The sequence below is a fragment of the Bacillus sp. SH5-2 genome, assembly GCF_008368905.1.
Classification (GTDB): domain Bacteria; phylum Bacillota; class Bacilli; order Bacillales; family Bacillaceae_G; genus Bacillus_A; species Bacillus_A luti.
In genome coordinates this window covers 69,228-83,767 of record NZ_QOSD01000026.1, presented here as the reverse complement: position 1 = coordinate 83,767, position 14,540 = coordinate 69,228, and the positions used below count along the sequence as shown (strand labels likewise).

Below are 14,540 nucleotides of genomic sequence, written 5' to 3'. Positions count from 1 at the left end.
TCCAACAGATTGGAGTGAACACAGTGAAGCTTGATGAATTCTTTGTCACAGGTGACCCGATTATTTACGGTGCAGACGCTTCTATCGTTCTTGTGACATTAGCAATCATTTTCGTACTAACAAAGTATAAAAAATGGAAATGGCTTTGGGACGAATGGTTAACAACTGTTGACCACAAAAAAATCGGAGCCATGTATATTATTTCTGCGGTTATCATGTTATTCCGTGGTGGTATGGATGGTTTAATGATCCGTGCTCAGTTAACATTCCCAGAAACAACTTATTTAAACGCGGAACACTATAACGGAATCTTTACAACGCATGGTACAGTAATGATTCTTTTCATGGCAATGCCATTCGTTATGGGATTAATGAACCTTGTAGTACCATTACAAATTGGTGCTCGTGACGTTGCATATCCGTTCTTAAATGCTTTAAGTTTCTGGTTATTCTTTGTCGGAGCAATGTTATTCAACATCGCTTTCGTAATCGGTGGTTCTCCAGACGCTGGGTGGACTTCTTACTTCCCAATGGCAGGTACAGAGTTTACTTCTGGCGTAGGAAATAACTACTACGCAATTGCATTACAGATATCTGGTCTCGGTACGCTAATGACAGGTATTAACTTCCTTGTTACTATCTTAAAAATGCGTACACCTGGTATGACTTTAATGAGAATGCCAATGTTTACTTGGTCAATCTTAATTACAACAATTATCATTATTTTCGCTTTCCCAGTATTAACAGTTGCTCTTGCATTAATGACATTTGACCGTCTATTCGATGCTCACTTCTTTACGATGGCGAGCGGCGGTATGCCAATGTTATGGGCCAACCTATTCTGGGTATGGGGTCACCCTGAAGTGTATATCGTTATTTTACCGGCATTCGGTATTTTCTCTGAGATCATTAGTACATTCTCACGTAAACGTCTATTCGGTTACAGTGCAATGGTTTACTCAATGGTCGCAATTTCGTTACTAAGTTTCGTCGTATGGCTTCACCACTTCTTCACGATGGGTGCAGGTCCAGCGGTTAACTCATTCTTCTCGATTTCGACAATGGCGATTTCGATTCCAACCGGTGTTAAGATCTTTAACTGGTTGTTTACACTGTATAAAGGACGTATTCGTTTTACAGTTCCAATGCTTTGGTCATTGGCATTTATTCCAAACTTCGTAGTCGGTGGGGTTACAGGGGTTATGCTTGGTATGGCAGCAGCTGATTATCAGTACCATAACAGCTACTTCCTAATCGCTCACTTCCACTACGTATTAATCGCAGGTACAGTATTCGCTATGCTTGCTGGATTCACATTCTGGTATCCAAAAATGACTGGTCATATGTTAAATGAACGCCTAGGTAAATGGACATTCTGGATCTTTATGAGCGGATTCAACATCTGTTTCTTCCCAATGTACTTCTTAGGTTTAGACGGTATGACTCGTCGTATGTACACTTACTCTGAAAGTCTTGGATGGGGATGGCTAAACCAAATCGCATCTGTTGGTGCGGTAATGATGGGTATTGGTTTCCTACTTCTTTGTTACAACGTAATTTGGAGTGCTCGTCACGGTGAACGTGACACAACTGGAGATCCATGGGATGGCCGTACACTTGAATGGGCAACTCAATCTCCTGTACAACATTACAACTTCGCGCAACTTCCTGAAATCAAAGAAGCTGATGCTTTCTGGTACATGAAAAAACGCGGAGAAACAGTTACACCAGCAGCAGAAGATATCAAACCAATTCACATGCCAAGTAATTCTGGTGTGCCTATTATTGCGTCTTTATTCTTCGGTCTTGCAGGTTTCGCATTAGTATTTAGCTGGTTCTGGCTTGCAGCAATCGGCGGCGTTGGTATTTTAGCTTGCTTAATCTATCGTTCATTCGATTACGATGAAGGTTACTATATCAGTGTTGATGAAATTAAAAAATCAGAACATATAGCATGAGAGGTGAAATGATATGGCGGCTTTAGATAAAAGCTTACCTTTGGAATATCAATCCGAACAAAGCAGATTGAATATCCTAGGATTCTGGATTTTTCTTGGGGCTGAAATTATGCTGTTCGCAACACTTTTCGCCTCTTATCTAGTACTCGCTGGTCGTACGGCAGATGGCCCAACACCAGCACAACTGTTTGAACTTAAAACGCTTTTAATTCAAACACTACTACTTTTAACAAGTAGTTTCACATGTGGTATCGTGATTCACGAAATGCGTAAGCACAATCAAAAAGCAATGCTTGGATGGTTCGTCCTTACATTACTTTTAGGTGCAGGCTTCCTATTCTTCGAGATTGAAGAGTTCATTATGTATATTGGTGAAGGCGCAACAATTCAAACAAGTGCTTTCCTATCTGGATTCTTCGTTCTTCTTGGAACGCACGGAGCCCACGTAACAGGCGGTATCATTTGGGCAACTTGTGTTATTATCCAAATTTTAAAACGAGGTTTAACACCAGTTACAGCTCGTAAAGTATTCATTATCAGCTTATACTGGCATTTCCTTGATCTAGTTTGGGTCTTCATTTACACACTAGTTTACTTGAACGGGATGGTGGCGTAAATGGGTCAAAATAACAATCAAGCAAACGGGCATGCGCATAGCGGATTCCCTTGGTCACACGTTTTCGGATTTATTTTATCGCTTGCACTAACGTTTCTAGCTCTATACGTGGCACTTTACACAAGCCTGCCACTATCAACGATCTTAACTACCATTATCATAATGGCTGTTGCGCAAGCGTTGTTACAATTAATTATGTTCATGCATTTAAAAGAAGGAGAAGGAAGAGTTCAAATTCTTACTATGATTTACAGTTTCTTCGTTGCAACTGCAACAGTTGGTTTAACTGTATGGATCTTCTTCTCAATGTAATGTACATGAAAAAGACTGCTGAGATTCCTCAGCAGTCTTTTTTTTATTCCCTCTCCTATTACATCCACATTACGGAATTAACAACAGAATCATGAAAAATATACTTATTATGACAAATGTTAAGAAAACTCTTTCTTTATGAAATCGAATCCATATGCGTTGCTTTTCTACCTATTATATGGCTAAATAGGTACTATATTTATTTGAAGGGAGAGAACGCAATGGAACATCACACTTCTGTTCTATCACTTATGGTTGTCGTTGCAATCGCGTTTTTCGTTCCCCTTTTGTTACAACGCTTTAAATTAAAAGCACTTCCTGTCGTTGTTGCAGAAATCATCGCAGGAATCTTTGTAGGTAAAAGTGGGTTTAATATTATTGAGCCAGATATGTGGCTTCAAGTCTTATCGACACTAGGATTTATCTTTCTTATGTTTTTAAGCGGTTTAGAAATTGATTTTTCTATCTTTAAACAAAAAGGGAAAAAGAATACGACAAATGAACCAAACACATTCCAAGCAGCAAGCATTATCTTCTTATTTATTTTCATCTTATCTTATGCCCTATCACTACTATTCGTATGGCTAGGATTTGTAGATAATGCAATGTTTATGACTTTAATCATTTCAACAATCTCTTTAGGTGTTGTCGTACCAACATTAAAAGAGAATAACTTAGGAAAAACAGCAATTGGGCAAATCATTTTATTAGTCGCTGTTATTGCGGATTTAGTTACAATGATTTTACTCGCTGTATTCGTCGGATTAAATTCCGAAAGCGGTCAAAGCATGTGGCTCCTTCTTCTTCTATTCGGCGCTGGTATTGTTATTTACTTCGTTGCAAAACGTTTTAAAAACATTCCATACTTGGATAGCTTAAAAGCTGGTAGTGTACAAATTGATACACGAGCTGTTTTTGCACTCATTTTAATATTAGTTGGTTTATCTGAATCTGTTGGTGCAGAAAACATTTTAGGTGCCTTCTTAGCAGGTGTACTCGTATCGTTATTATCACCAAATGAAGACATGGTAGAAAAACTTGATTCCATCGGATACGGTTTCTTCATCCCTATTTTCTTCGTAATGGTTGGTGTAAATCTAGAAGTTTGGTCTATTTTCAAAGAACCTTCAAGTATGCTAATGATCCCAATATTAATTGTAGGACTATTTATCTCAAAACTATTACCATCACTCGTTTTACGAAAATGGTATCCACGCAATATCGTACTCGGAAGTGCCATCTTATTAACATCAACACTTTCTTTAGTTATTGCGGCTGCACAAATCGGTGAAAAATTAGAGATCATCAGTCCAAGTTTATCAGCTTCTCTTATTTTAAGTGCTGTTATTACTTGTATTTTTGCACCTATATTATTTAAAAAGATGTTCCCGAAAGTAGAAACACCAAAACCAAAAGTTTCTATTATTGGTGCGAGCAGAATTACTCTTCCGTTATCACTTGATTTAAAACGAGAAGATTATGACGTAACACTATATATGATGCGTCAAAATAAAATAAATGATGAGGAAGCGAAATCACATGACTTCCCTATCGTGAAATTAGATGACATCACAATCGCATCATTAACTGAACAAACAGCATTTAACGCAGATCGAGTTGTTGTTGCAACAAGCGATGATGAACTAAACTTATTATTAGCAGAACACGCAAAAGAACTAGGTGTTGAACATGTTATTGCAAGTGTAGAAGATCCTCTTCTACAAGAAAAAGCAACGCAAGAACATATTGCAGTATTCTCAACAATTAACTCTACACGTATTTTATTACGTGCCCTTATTGATAAGCCAAGTCTCGTTCGTTTAATTACAACAGCGAATGAAACAGTACGTGAAGTTGAACTGCGTAGCAATAAATATAACGGTGTTGCACTACGTCGCCTTCCGTTTTTAGGTGATGTACTCGTTATTCAAATTTATCGTGGCAATAAAGCATTAATACCGCATGGTGATACAAGACTGCAACATGGTGATACATTACTTGTGACAGGTTCAAAAGAACATATTGATACATTGAAAAACATATTAGAATAGAAGAATGCCCCTCACATAATTGAGGGGCATTTTTTTAAGTTTCATATGGTAAAATGTTACTATCATATATTATGGGGATGAATCACATTATGTCTATTGCAACTTTAGCTCTCTTATTATTGGCGGAAGTACTCGTTGCCATTATTCTCATCGGTGTTAGCATTGAAATTTGTAGTTACGGCTGGAAAAAATCAAATGGAGTTAAATACACTTGTCTCTTGCTTTCACTCCTTCTTGGAACTGCTAGCATACTCGGGCTTTTCGCCGCACCTGCTTATTTTTTCATACAACTAACAGAAAAAGGATTATAAGAAAGGATGTTAATATGATTACGGTAAAACATATTGATGGATCTGAAACTTACGTATTACGTCAAAAAATTTTGCGCCCAAGTCAAACATTAGCAGCTTGTAAATATTCTTCCGACTACGAAGCAGACACCTTCCACTTAGGCGCTTTTTCAAATGATGAACTGATTAGTATCGCTTCCTTCTCAAAAGAAATATACCCTGACTTACCAGCTGGTAGCCACTATCGACTACGAGGAATGGCAACATTACCAAACTTTCGAAACAAACGTGCTGGAAGCTCCCTAATCCATGAAGCCGAGAAAATTTTACAAGAACGTAACGCAAATATTTTATGGTGTAATGGGCGAGTTACTGTAGCTGACTATTACAAACGATTAGGTTTCCACGAACACGGTGAAATCTTTGAAATTGAACCGATTGGCCTGCATAAAGTTCTGTATAAAAAAATATAAGAAAAGCTTTCCTCAATACAGGAAAGCTTTTCTTATATTTTAATCTTCACCTTTTATCTTTTAAACAAATCAACATAATAAGTGCTGCTATACTAATCTCCTTTATCGAAATATCTGGTGTTACAATGATATAAATAGCTAACAGTCCAATAATAATACCTACTGGAATTAATAATAGCTTCATAAAATAACTACGTGATACTCCCCCTGTATGCTCATACACTTCCACTGAATTTTTCAGATTTAAAAAGTTAATAACTATTATCCCGCCCATAAACACCATTAATAAATCCGAAACACTTTCATATCCTGCACCTTGCAAAACGTAACGATAAAAAACAATACCTAGTATGACAATATTTTGTAAGATGAAAACTAATCTAATATGTTTTAGCCCTTCAATCATTAAACGTTCATCTTTCACAATTTTCACCTTATCACTCCTTTTCCTCCCAAAATAAATCATTCAATGTTTTATCTACCGCATAACAAATTTTCAAACATAAATCTAAAGACGGATTGTATTTCCCCTTTTCAATTAAACTAATCGTTTGCCTTGTAACCCCTACTTTTTCTGCTAATTGTTGCTGTGTTAAATCTAACTGAACACGTGCGACTTTTATTTTACTTACAGCCATTCATGTTCCTCCTTCGCCTCTATTGTAATATATATATTCCATTAAGTAATTTATATTTTACGTAATTAATTTGATTTTCACCTTATTATACACAAAAAAGGAGCCTCTCATCAGAAGCCCCTCTCCCAATATATTATAAGAATAAATGACATCCAAATAAAATTGTAAATAAGTATAGTAACGGATGTACTTCCATCCCTTTCCCTTTCACAATCTTTAAGACTGGATACACTAAAAATCCAATTGCAATTCCATTCGCAATACTAGATGTTAACGGAATACCTACGAAAATTAAAAATGCCGGCAATGCATCTTCAAACTCATTCCAATTAATATCTCGAATGCTTTGTGCCATTAAACTACCTACTATAATTAATGAAGGAGCTGTAATAGCGGCTACACTTGATAAAGACGCTATTACAGGACTGAAGAATGCCGTTATAATCGTTAAACCAACAACTACAATACCTGTTAATCCAGTTTTACCACCTGCAGCAATACCCGCTGACGATTCAATCGTCGCTGCTGTTGGGCTTGTTCCAAAGATAGAACCTGTCGTTCCGCCAATTGCATCTGCAATAAACGCTTTACCAAAACGTTTCTCTGTATTATCTGTAATTAAACCTGCTTGTTTAATTAAACCAAGTAATGCACCTGTTGTATCAAATAACAATACAAGTAAAAATGAAAATACAACACCATATAATCCATATTCAATTACATCTGAAAAGGCGTTGATTGGATTTGAAACGATAATTCCTTCTGGTAAATGAGGCATTGCTACAATTTTATCCGTAAACTTCAGTTGCCCTGTAAAGAAGGCGATAACTCCTGTCACAAGCATACTAATAAATAATGCACCACTCACACGTAATGTCATTAATACCGCCGCTAAAATTAAACCAATTAAAGTTAATATAACGGCTGGAGAATGAAAATCACCAATCGTAACTAAATTAGATGGATGATCCACGATAATTCCAGAAAGGCGTAATCCAATGAAAGCAATAAATAGCCCAATTCCACCTGCAATTGCATGCTTTAAACTATCAGGAATTGCGATAATTAGCTTTTGCCTAAATGAAGTGAAAGATAATAGAAGAAAAATGATACCTGTTACAAATACTGCTGAAAACGCAATGACATACGTAATCCCCTCTGCTTGTTGAACAACAGAATAAGCAAAATATGCATTCATTCCCATAGCTGGAGCAATAACAATTGGATAGTTAGCTAAAAACGCCATACATAGCGTCCCAATAACTGTCGCAATAATAGTTGCCGTAAAAGCTTGATCAAATGGTACACCTGCATCAGATAATATTTTCGGATTGATGACAAGAATATACGCAAATGTAAAAAAAGTTGTGATGCCAGCTAAAAGCTCTTGCTTCACAGAAGTGTTATATTTTTGTAATTGAAACATGCTTATGTACCCTTCCTACATCTGAATTATTATTACACATTCTTTTCTTACTAGTATGTGAGAAAATATAATACTTAATCTTAACAATCAATAAAAAGAAGAGTCAATATATTCTCTAATAGTGAGAATTTTAAGTTTAAGTCTGACAAGTCCAGATGTAGTACAGTTCTTTATGATTATTTTTGTAGCATAACAGATAGAAATGTTTTATAATTTGAAATAGTTAAACATTTAGCGAAAACATTCAAATATCGGTCATTCTACAAGGAGGATTCTTCTTATGCAACACTCAAACAAATCTGGAACTTTGAACCGAGGTTTAAAAGAACGACACATTACTTTAATGTCACTTGGTTCAGCTATTGGCGTTGGCCTATTTTTAGGCTCCGCTTCTGCTATTAAACTAGCTGGTCCTTCTATTTTACTAGGCTATATGATTGCCGGACTCGTTATTTTTTTCATTATGCGAGCACTTGGAGAAATGGCAATTGAACAGCCTGTTGCCGGTTCTTTTAGTAAATATGCAAATGATTATATTGGACCACTAGCTGGCTATATTACCGGTTGGAACTATTGGTTCTTATGGGTTGTTACTTGTATGGCTGAAATTACGGCAGCAGGAATTTATATGCAGTACTGGTTCCCAGATATTCCGCGCTGGACTTGGGCACTCTTAGCTCTATTATTAATGAGTGCTTTCAATTTCTTATCCGTAAAAGTATTTGGAGAACTTGAATTTTGGTTTGCTCTCATCAAAATTGTCACAATTATCTGTATGATAGTAGTTGGAGCTGGCATTATTTTATTCGGATTTGGAAATGGTGGTATCGCTACTGGTATTTCAAATCTTTGGTCACATGGTGGATGGTTCCCAAATGGCTTTTCTGGATTACTACTCTCCTTGCAAATGGTACTGTTTGCTTATTTAGGAGTTGAACTAATCGGTGTTACAGCTGGTGAAGCTCAAAACCCGAAGAAAACACTCGCAAAAGCAATTGATAACGTATTTTGGAGAATATTACTGTTCTACGTTGGGGCTCTATTTGTTATGATGGCAATTTATCCATGGAACGAACTTGGTGAGAAAGGAAGTCCATTCGTACTAACATTCCAACAAATCGGTATCGCAAAGGCAGCGGGTATTATAAATTTTGTTGTTTTAACAGCTGCACTTTCTTCTTGTAACGGCGGTTTATTTAGTACAGGCCGTATGCTATTTACATTAGCACAACAAAAGAAAGCTCCTGAACGATTCGGCCGTTTAAATAAAAACGGTATCCCGAGTCAAGGAATTGTAGCAACAGCAATCGTTTTACTTATCGGCGTTATATTAAACTACCTTGTTCCTGCAAAAGTATTTACATGGCTTACTAGTATTTCAACTTTCGGGGCAATTTGGACTTGGGGCATTATTTTAGTCGCTCAAATTAAATTCCGTAAAGGATTGCAAACTGATAAAAAGGATAAGCTAACATATAAAATGCCTTTACATCCATTAAGTTCATATTTCTCACTTGGTTTCCTCGGACTTGTACTAGGTATAATGGCCTATTCGGAAGATACACGAATCGCATTAATTGTCGGCCCAATTTGGCTTATCGGCTTAGCTATCGTGTATTATATAAAAGGGTTTCATAAAATTGATGAAGCATCTAATTCAAAAATAAGTTAAACCTGTGATCTCTTCCTATTTACTAGGAAGGGATTTTTTCATTATTCACATAAATATTTATCAACTAAATTAACGTTATTTTTACATTATTTAATATTTTCTATCTTTCTTTCCTGAAAAAAATAGATTACATTATGAAAGCACATATATTTATTATTAGGGGGATTCTTCTATGAAGAATAAAAAATGGATTACATTTTCTTTAGCAGCAGCAATTACAATTAGTATAGGAAGTTCGTACATTCCGGCTACTTATGCCGAAAGCTCCGCAGATCCGGCTCCTGAAATTGCCGCAAAAGTTGTAAATCAAAACAATGGAAAGAAAGTATTATTCGATAATACGCACGGTCAAACGGCAGGGACAGCTGATTGGGTTATTGATGGCGGCTTTTCTGACTTCGGAAACGGCATTGCCCACAACGGATATCATGTAAAGGAACTTCGTAAATCAACAACAATTACATACGAAGATTTAAAAGACTACAATGTATTTATCGTTCCAGAAGCTAATATTCCTTACAAGAAATCTGAACAAGATGCAATGTTACAATATGTGAACAATGGTGGAAGTATCTTCTTTATTGCCGATCATTATAATGCAGATCGTAATAAAAATCGCTGGGATTCTTCTGAGGTATTTAATGGATATAGACGCGGTGCATGGGATAATCCAGCGAAAGGAATGTCTAGCGAGGAAGCAAATTCACAAGCTATGCAAGGAGTAGAAAGCTCTGATTGGCTAGCTGACAACTTCGGTATTCGTTTCCGCTACAATGCAATTGGTGATGTTGCAGCTAAAAACATTGTGTCACCTGAACAATCATTCGGAATTACAGAAGGGGTTTCATCTGTAGCAATGCATGCTGGTTCTACTCTAGCAATTACAAATCCAAAACTAGCAAAAGGACTTGTTTACCTTCCCGAAAATCCGTCAAAATGGAACAATGCTGTTGATAGTGGTGTCTATAACGGCGGTGGTGTTGCAGAAGGTCCTTACGCTGCTATCGCAAAAGTAGGACTTGGAAAAGCTGCCTTTATCGGTGACTCTTCTCCTGTTGAAGATGCTACGCCAAAATATGTTCGTGAAGATTCTGGTCAAACAAAGAAAACTTATGATGGATATAAAGAAGAAAACGATGCGATCTTACTAGAAAATATCGTAAATTGGCTATCAAAGAAAGAAACATTTACAAGTTTAGATCAAGTTAATGGTTTACAGCTTGATGCACCTACAGCTCTACAAACATTTGAACAACCAAGCTTATCAACTGAACCACAGCCTGAACCTTGGAGTGCGCCAAATGCAGGTTACCAATGGTTTAATTCAAATACTTTTAAACCAGGTTCATACGGTTATAACGGTGCGGTAACAGCAAACGACTACGTAGTTACACATCCTAGCACTCTACCAAACAATGAAGTGTTCCAAATAAAGATTCAAGTGAATAACTTACTACCAAATACAACTTATAACAACTATTCTTTAGGTATATTCACTACTGGCGGTACACAGGTAGCAAAAGTTCAAAATGCAAATGGCACTTGGCCATCTACTTTCGGATATAGTAGTGCATTCTCTTTCACAACAAACAGCTTAGGTTCTGCTGAAAAAATTGTAAATGTACAAATCAATCCAACTACAACTGGACAAGCAACGCTTCGTCTACGTCAAAACACGACAGCGAAATATAATGAAGCTGTTACGATTAACAAGAAATAATGAAAAAGGCAATCCGCATACGGATTGCCTTTTTTTCACTTATCTTCTTTTGAGAAAAACATCCTTGAAATAACGATACCTATACTACCTACTATTAAGAATAACACTGCCCTGATCATCATTGATACTTCTGGTAAGTCCAGAAGGAATAGCTTCCCTATCGTTACGACTAATACGACTAAGCCGGCATACAATATTTCATTCATACTTTTATTCCGTCCAAGCCAAACAGCAAATAATGCATATATCATCCATAATAACGATACCGAAACACTAATTATACTTCCATCTGTAGATAAAACTTCACCAATTCTCGTAATTGTAACAAATACAAGAACCATAAATGAATAAAGCGCTATAGAATAAACATATTTTCCAAAACTTATTAACACTTCTTTCGATTGTTTCATGCAGTAATAAAATGTACCTATTAAAATAAGGTGAGCAACAAACCCTGCTGAAATAAATTCATCAAATGGGCTAAAAATCGTCTGTATCATTCCAATCGTGTAAATCGTTGCACTAACATACAATTTTATCTGTTGTTTTACTTTAATGGCAGTCATCATCCCTAGGAAACCTTGCAACAATAATACGATCGCTGCATTTACTAAACTGTATTCATATAAAATTGCTAAACTAAATGCTCCCATAGCGAAACCAAATAATAAATTTGTAAATGCAGAGTTTCTATTCTTCCTATATTCAAATACGAACATAACAGCATGCACAAGTGCACTAATGATTAATCCCCACGTTGTAAATTCTGGAACTTTTGCAATGGCTAATATAAAGAAAACGGCATTCGCACTAAAAATCGCCAAGCGTGGTTCTAATATAAAACTTCTCTCCGTAAACATATGCCAAAATAATAGTAAATGAATCAAGCCATAAACAAACGTTAATTGTATTTGCAAATTCTCTACTAACATTGACATAACCGCGAAGAAAACAAAAAGGACAATAGCGGCAACAGCATAAGAAATCATATATAAATACTTATAACGATTTTTCAACGCATACCATAATAAACTAAGCGTTAATATCGTCTCATATCCAAAGAAAATGTAAGAATTAGGAGTCGTACTATTTAACAAGAATGGCACGAAGAATGCTCCGACCGCTACGAAAATAGTGAGATATTCCGATTGATATCTTTTCGCTAAATAAATGCCTAAAATAACCCATACAATATTACAAATAAACGCGACACTTGCTGGAATGAATCCATATAAATAATGTGCCGCAAACGTCGTTAAAACAATACCCGTAATACTTCCTCCAGCTAACACTAAACCTAACGCTTGCCGCTCTCGTTTAATTTGAATATCCCCTATATAACACAAACCGATAGATAGGGCGATACCAAACACAATTCGTATCGCTGGTGTTAATAAACCAGCATCTACCCCTGCTTTAAATAACCAAATAACCCCGAGTAACATAATACCGACAAATATGCGCGGCAACCATGTTTGGCAAAACTTAATAATATTGAATGGTTCCGGTTTAAAAGCAGATATATTTACTTGTTTTTCCTCAATTTCTTGCATGTTCTCTTTAATTGCAACTACACTTTCTGGTGATTTTTCATCCACTATCGGTTCAATATACGCCTTCTTTTCCTTACGAACATGTTGCTGAGCGTTTTCTACTTTTATTTCTCTTTGTTTCGCTTTCAATTCAGAAAGTGCTTCTTGAATTGTGTCTATTGCCGTTTCGAGTGCTTCTATTTTCTTACCCAACTCTTCCTTCATACGCTCCCCCCTCATCCCCCATTCAAAACCTATATATTACCAATTACCTTCATCATACTATTAGTCTATTCATTTTCAAAAGTATTTTTCCAAAAAAAGAAAGGTGTTTTCCGAAATAGGAAAACACCTCTTACTTATTTCTTCTTATTTATAGCGATACTAACAATAACACCAATACAAACACCGAAAATAGCTGGAACAATCCACCCAACACCTTCTGTATAAAACGGAATATATTTCAATACTGACGTCCACTCATTCATCATTACATTTCTATTTAAAATATCAATTGTACTAAATAGCGCTACAGCCCCAACAGTTACTGCATATACGTATACATACTTTCCAATATACTTATGGAATAGCCCTAAAATAATAAGCGTTAATGCCACTGGATAAATAAATCCAAGAATCGGTACTGATACTTTTAAAATTTGCGTTAATCCTAAATTCGCTAAAATCATACTAACAAAACTTAGTATAAATGCCCAAATTTTATAAGATACTTTCGGAAATGCACTTGCGAAAAATTGACTACAAGATGTAACAAGTCCGATTGAAACACATAAACATGCGATAGTAAAAATAAGACCTAATAAAACTACTCCGCCTTGTCCAAATAATGTCGTCATAACTTGTGATAACACTTTTGCACCATTATCAAACGTGCCTAATGAACCACTAATTGAACCAACATATCCAAGGATGACATAAATAATAGATAATAAAAGACCTGCTCCAATACCAGCAATACTCATATATTTCGCTAAACCTTTATCATCTTCAATACCTTTTGCACGCAGGGCATTGGCAATCACAATACCAAAGATTAAAGCCGCTAGCGCATCCATCGTTAAATATCCATCTAAAAAACCTTGGAACATAGGAGCTTGTCCGTAGTTTCCAGCAGGCTCTTTCACACTACCTACTGATGTAAACATGCTTTTTATAAAGATAAGAGCAATCATACCTAATAATAACGGTGTTAAAACCTTTCCGAACAATCCCATTAATTTAGACGGTGATAAACTTAACCAGTACACAATACTAAAGAAAATAACTGTGTAACATAATAAAACTACGCTTCCCGCTTCTGGGAAGAACTGACCTGGCCCCATTTCAAAAGCTAAACTTCCTGCACGTGGTATACCAAGACCTGGTCCAATAAATACATACACGATACACGGAAAAATAATGGCGAATGAAGAATGAACCCTACCCGCTAACGTCCGAAAACTTCCCGCTTTCGCAATAGCAATAACTCCCAATATAGGAAGACCTGTTGCTGATATAATAAACCCTACTAATGAAATCCACACATGTTCTCCTGCTTCATAACCAAGAAAAGGCGGGAATATAAGATTCCCCGCTCCAAAGAACATTGAGAATAACATAAGACTAATAAGTAAAATTTCTTTTTTCTGTAACAATTTCATTTCTTTCCCCTTCTTTAATTTCATCTTCTATGAAATCAATTTCACATATAAAAAAGTGCAATAATCCGCTTCCTTACAAAGAAAACATAGTCCATAGTCTATCACAAAAGAAACACTCCTTCTATAGCTATCCCCCTTTTCCAATTTCTTCTGAAAAATCAACCTTTATTGACTTATAATAGTTAATAAAG

Annotated in this window: 13 protein-coding genes; 8 read left to right on the top strand and 5 right to left on the bottom strand. The window is 36.1% G+C overall.

The window, feature by feature from the left end; translation table 11 throughout:
- The first annotated feature begins 23 nt into the window (after nt 1-23).
- The 6 genes from qoxB to DN410_RS23190 all read left to right on the top strand — a co-directional run bounded on the left by qoxB (nt 24) and on the right by DN410_RS23190 (nt 5,700).
- A complete protein-coding gene (qoxB, locus tag DN410_RS23215) occupies nt 24-1,958 on the top strand; it encodes a cytochrome aa3 quinol oxidase subunit I (protein ID WP_149178220.1) in 1,935 nt (644 codons plus the stop codon).
- Nucleotides 1,959-1,971: 13 nt separating this feature from the next.
- Nucleotides 1,972-2,574 (top strand): cytochrome aa3 quinol oxidase subunit III, encoded by a 603-nt coding sequence (gene qoxC, locus DN410_RS23210; RefSeq protein WP_000729318.1) that lies wholly within the window; start codon nt 1,972-1,974, stop codon nt 2,572-2,574.
- Entirely contained in the window at nt 2,575-2,886 is a 312-nt protein-coding gene (gene qoxD / locus DN410_RS23205; RefSeq protein ID WP_139869420.1) for a cytochrome aa3 quinol oxidase subunit IV, read from the top strand.
- Nucleotides 2,887-3,107: 221 nt separating this feature from the next.
- Nucleotides 3,108-4,937, top strand: a complete 1,830-nt coding sequence (locus DN410_RS23200) for a monovalent cation:proton antiporter family protein (protein ID WP_149178219.1) — start codon at nt 3,108-3,110, stop codon at nt 4,935-4,937.
- Between the two features lie 53 nt (nt 4,938-4,990).
- Nucleotides 4,991-5,248 (top strand): DUF4022 family protein, encoded by a 258-nt coding sequence (locus DN410_RS23195; RefSeq protein ID WP_149178218.1) that lies wholly within the window; start codon nt 4,991-4,993, stop codon nt 5,246-5,248.
- 14 nt (nt 5,249-5,262) lie between these two features.
- Nucleotides 5,263-5,700, top strand: a complete 438-nt coding sequence (locus tag DN410_RS23190; protein ID WP_149178217.1) for a GNAT family N-acetyltransferase — start codon at nt 5,263-5,265, stop codon at nt 5,698-5,700.
- A 46-nt stretch (nt 5,701-5,746) separates the two neighbouring features.
- Here DN410_RS23190 and DN410_RS23185 read toward each other — a convergent pair whose 3' ends face one another.
- The 3 genes from DN410_RS23185 to DN410_RS23175 form a co-directional block, all read right to left on the bottom strand.
- Entirely contained in the window at nt 5,747-6,133 is a 387-nt protein-coding gene (locus tag DN410_RS23185) for a hypothetical protein (RefSeq protein ID WP_149178216.1), read from the bottom strand.
- Nucleotides 6,134-6,137: 4 nt separating this feature from the next.
- Nucleotides 6,138-6,338, bottom strand: coding sequence for a helix-turn-helix transcriptional regulator (locus DN410_RS23180; protein WP_000301182.1), 201 nt, complete (start codon nt 6,336-6,338; stop codon nt 6,138-6,140).
- A 133-nt stretch (nt 6,339-6,471) separates the two neighbouring features.
- Nucleotides 6,472-7,764: an NCS2 family permease gene (locus DN410_RS23175; protein ID WP_149178215.1), complete on the bottom strand. Its 1,293-nt coding sequence runs from the start codon at nt 7,762-7,764 to the stop codon at nt 6,472-6,474.
- A gap of 280 nt (nt 7,765-8,044) precedes the next feature.
- On the opposite strand from DN410_RS23175, the gene DN410_RS23170 reads away from it, so the two are divergent.
- Nucleotides 8,045-9,436: an amino acid permease gene (locus DN410_RS23170; protein ID WP_149178214.1), complete on the top strand. Its 1,392-nt coding sequence runs from the start codon at nt 8,045-8,047 to the stop codon at nt 9,434-9,436.
- 172 nt (nt 9,437-9,608) lie between these two features.
- Nucleotides 9,609-11,156 (top strand): DNA-binding protein, encoded by a 1,548-nt coding sequence (locus DN410_RS23165; protein ID WP_149178213.1) that lies wholly within the window; start codon nt 9,609-9,611, stop codon nt 11,154-11,156.
- Nucleotides 11,157-11,191: 35 nt separating this feature from the next.
- Here the strand turns inward: DN410_RS23165 and DN410_RS23160 are convergent, their stop codons facing one another.
- On the bottom strand, nt 11,192-12,913 hold the full coding sequence (locus DN410_RS23160) for a DUF2339 domain-containing protein (RefSeq protein ID WP_149178212.1): 1,722 nt from the start codon (nt 12,911-12,913) through the stop codon (nt 11,192-11,194).
- A gap of 134 nt (nt 12,914-13,047) precedes the next feature.
- The gene (gene brnQ1, locus DN410_RS23155; protein ID WP_149178211.1) at nt 13,048-14,349 is read right to left on the bottom strand and encodes a branched-chain amino acid transport system II carrier protein BrnQ1; all 1,302 of its coding nucleotides are present in this window, start codon (nt 14,347-14,349) and stop codon (nt 13,048-13,050) included.
- Nucleotides 14,350-14,540: the final 191 nt, after the last annotated feature.

Bases quoted from the DNA above. Each gene is read 5' to 3' on its own strand.
- qoxC (WP_000729318.1), top strand. From the start codon at position 1,972: ATGGCGGCTTTAGATAAAAGCTTACCTTTGGAATATCAATCCGAACAA.
- qoxD (WP_139869420.1), top strand. From the start codon at position 2,575: ATGGGTCAAAATAACAATCAAGCAAACGGGCATGCGCATAGCGGATTC.
- DN410_RS23200 (WP_149178219.1), top strand. From the start codon at position 3,108: ATGGAACATCACACTTCTGTTCTATCACTTATGGTTGTCGTTGCAATC.
- DN410_RS23195 (WP_149178218.1), top strand. From the start codon at position 4,991: ATGTTACTATCATATATTATGGGGATGAATCACATTATGTCTATTGCA.
- DN410_RS23190 (WP_149178217.1), top strand. From the start codon at position 5,263: ATGATTACGGTAAAACATATTGATGGATCTGAAACTTACGTATTACGT.
- DN410_RS23180 (WP_000301182.1), bottom strand. From the start codon at position 6,338: ATGGCTGTAAGTAAAATAAAAGTCGCACGTGTTCAGTTAGATTTAACA.
- DN410_RS23175 (WP_149178215.1), bottom strand. From the start codon at position 7,764: ATGTTTCAATTACAAAAATATAACACTTCTGTGAAGCAAGAGCTTTTA.
- DN410_RS23170 (WP_149178214.1), top strand. From the start codon at position 8,045: ATGCAACACTCAAACAAATCTGGAACTTTGAACCGAGGTTTAAAAGAA.
- DN410_RS23165 (WP_149178213.1), top strand. From the start codon at position 9,609: ATGAAGAATAAAAAATGGATTACATTTTCTTTAGCAGCAGCAATTACA.
- DN410_RS23160 (WP_149178212.1), bottom strand. From the start codon at position 12,913: ATGAAGGAAGAGTTGGGTAAGAAAATAGAAGCACTCGAAACGGCAATA.
- brnQ1 (WP_149178211.1), bottom strand. From the start codon at position 14,349: ATGAAATTGTTACAGAAAAAAGAAATTTTACTTATTAGTCTTATGTTA.